The sequence below is a fragment of the Leptolyngbya sp. FACHB-541 genome (assembly GCF_014695875.1).
Lineage (GTDB): Bacteria > Cyanobacteriota > Cyanobacteriia > Elainellales > Elainellaceae > JAAUTN01.
This window is the reverse complement of record NZ_JACJPC010000075.1, coordinates 1-2,224: the sequence shown is the minus strand read 5'-3', so window position 1 is coordinate 2,224 and position 2,224 is coordinate 1. Positions and strand designations below refer to the sequence as shown.

Annotated in this window: 2 protein-coding genes; both read right to left on the bottom strand. The window is 46.6% G+C overall.

The genetic code is table 11. The annotated features are described in order from the left end of the window. Positions 1-406: 406 nt before the first annotated feature. The gene (locus H6G00_RS16900) at positions 407-1,303 is read right to left on the bottom strand and encodes an aldo/keto reductase (protein ID WP_190797652.1); all 897 of its coding nucleotides are present in this window, start codon (positions 1,301-1,303) and stop codon (positions 407-409) included. Positions 1,304-1,451: 148 nt separating this feature from the next. Next, the gene (locus tag H6G00_RS16895; RefSeq protein WP_190797651.1) at positions 1,452-2,090 is read right to left on the bottom strand and encodes a hypothetical protein; all 639 of its coding nucleotides are present in this window, start codon (positions 2,088-2,090) and stop codon (positions 1,452-1,454) included. Positions 2,091-2,224: the final 134 nt, after the last annotated feature.

The window sequence follows — 2,224 nt, the reverse complement described above, 5'->3', positions numbered from 1 at the left end:
GCAATAGCTGATGATTTCGGCAGGAAAGCGGTGACGAGAATACATAGACAGAACAGACAGGCAAGACGGGATTCTGTATTTTATCTCTTATCCAAAGTTAAGTTGACAGTACCTAACGAGATCCAGCTAACATGTCAGTTCAGTGGATTGATGGGCGATGTTGCTGCTTTTTGAGTTCTCTACAACCGCTGACTTTTGTAGTTATACAGCAAGTCCTTGGCAGGGACAAATGTTTGAAGATTGCCTATTGGTGTTCAACATCAAGCGTTACGTCCAGCCATAACGCCCATGCACCCGACCGTATCAAGTTTATCTATTGAGACTGAAAAGTAATCTGCGGCGATTGATGGGCAACGTTATGCGGCTTCTATATATTGCCCTCTGACATTCATACATCCTGTATCACTTACATTTCGGTAAGGTCTTGGCTGATTTGGATAATCTCTTGCTGAGAAAGCTGTAATGAGCCTGCATTCATGTTTTCCTCCAGATGACTGATCGTTGTTGTTCCTGGAATTAGAAGTATGTTCGGCGCACGGTGCAGTAACCAGGCAAGGGCAATTTGAGTGGTGCTAGCTTTATGGTGTTGTGCGATTTTGGCAAGAATGCCTTGGGCACTGGATAGGGGGGTGCCCCGTTTAAGCGGATGAGCACCCAGGGAGCCGTGCGGGATAAAAGCAATGCCTTGTTCAGTGCAGTAGTTCAAAATATTTTCATGGGTGCGATCGCTCAAACTGAAGCGATTTTGAACAGAAGCAATAGGGGCAATTGCTTGGGCTTCTTGAAGCTGCTCTAGTGAGACGTTCGAGAGTCCAATATGCCGAATTTTTCCTTCTTTCTGAAGTGCTGCTAGTGTCTGAACTGATTCAGTAAATGGAACTTTTGGGTCAGGGCGATGTAGCTGATAGAGATCAATCTGCTCACGCTTGAGCCGCTGTAAACTTCCCTCTACCCCTCGTCGCAAACTTTCTGGTCTGCCATCTGTTTGGATATTATTAGGAGCTGGTTTATAAATCCCTCCTTTGGTTGCAATCACCAAGTCTGTAGGGTAAGGATACAACGCATCGGCAATTATGGCCTCGTTGTCCCCCGGGCCGTAGGCTTCTGCTGTGTCGATGAAATTGACTCCTAACTCAACTGCTCGATGGAGTAAGGCTTTCCCTTCCTCCCAATCGGTATAAGGGCCAAAGTTACCCGGTTGCCCGGTCAATCGCATCGCGCCGTAACCAAGGCGGTTCACTATCAAGTCTCCTCCTATTTTGAAAGTTTTCGATACATCTGAAGTCTGTGACAAGAAATCCATTGTTTGATTCTCCTGCTCGGGTTATTAAGAGACACGCTCTCCTAGGGGAAACTCTTGCAAAAGCTCAATCCTGTGACCGCAGAAATATTTTGTAGCGGGGAGGGCTAGCGCGCATCCTGTTTTAATGATTTCTTACGCTCGTACCTGGCTAAGGAATAATTTTGCGATCGCGAAAGGTCTGAAACAGCGATTTGAACATCTCTTCACTGTCTACAACTCGGTGAAATCCAGCCTGTTGGACTTTGGTTGCACTCAACAAGACATCCCAGTCACAATTAAAGAGAAAATCACCCAGCGGCCAGATTGCTAGATCCTTTAGTGAATAAGCCTGCAGCCCATACTTTTGAGCTATCTTTTCCCACAAAGGCTGCTTATCAGCCATAAATTCTGCCAGTGGAATCGCCTGGGGCGAGGCATATTCCATATTGAAGAATTTAGCGAATTGAGGCCATAGAGTTGCCCAGCGAAAAGCGTCCCCATTTGTCAGATTAAAAGCCTCGTCGGCAGCCTCGGATGAAGTTGCAGCCCAAGTCATTGCTTCTGCTAGCAAATCAGCATCCGTTACCTGAACTAATGCGTTATAGGCAGCCTGCGTGCCAGGGAATCTCAAGGGTAGCCCAAGTTCCTTGGATATAACTGCATATACAGCTATCAGTAGCGGTAAGTTGGGAATACCTAAAATCTCACTACAAAAAGCTTCTGCACGTAAAGCTGTCCAGCTCCAGTTCTTGCCTGCACTCCTGGCTATTAAAAAGTCCTCCTGGTCGAAATAGAAATTAGGTGGCATATGACGGGAATCTGACTCCTTAGGGACTTGCGGGAAAATAGCATACCCGTCACTCTAGAGATGTAGAGTACGGGAACAACTCTGCTATTATGCTAACCCTGCTGACTCTGGAGGGCCTGAAATGCTGTTAGACG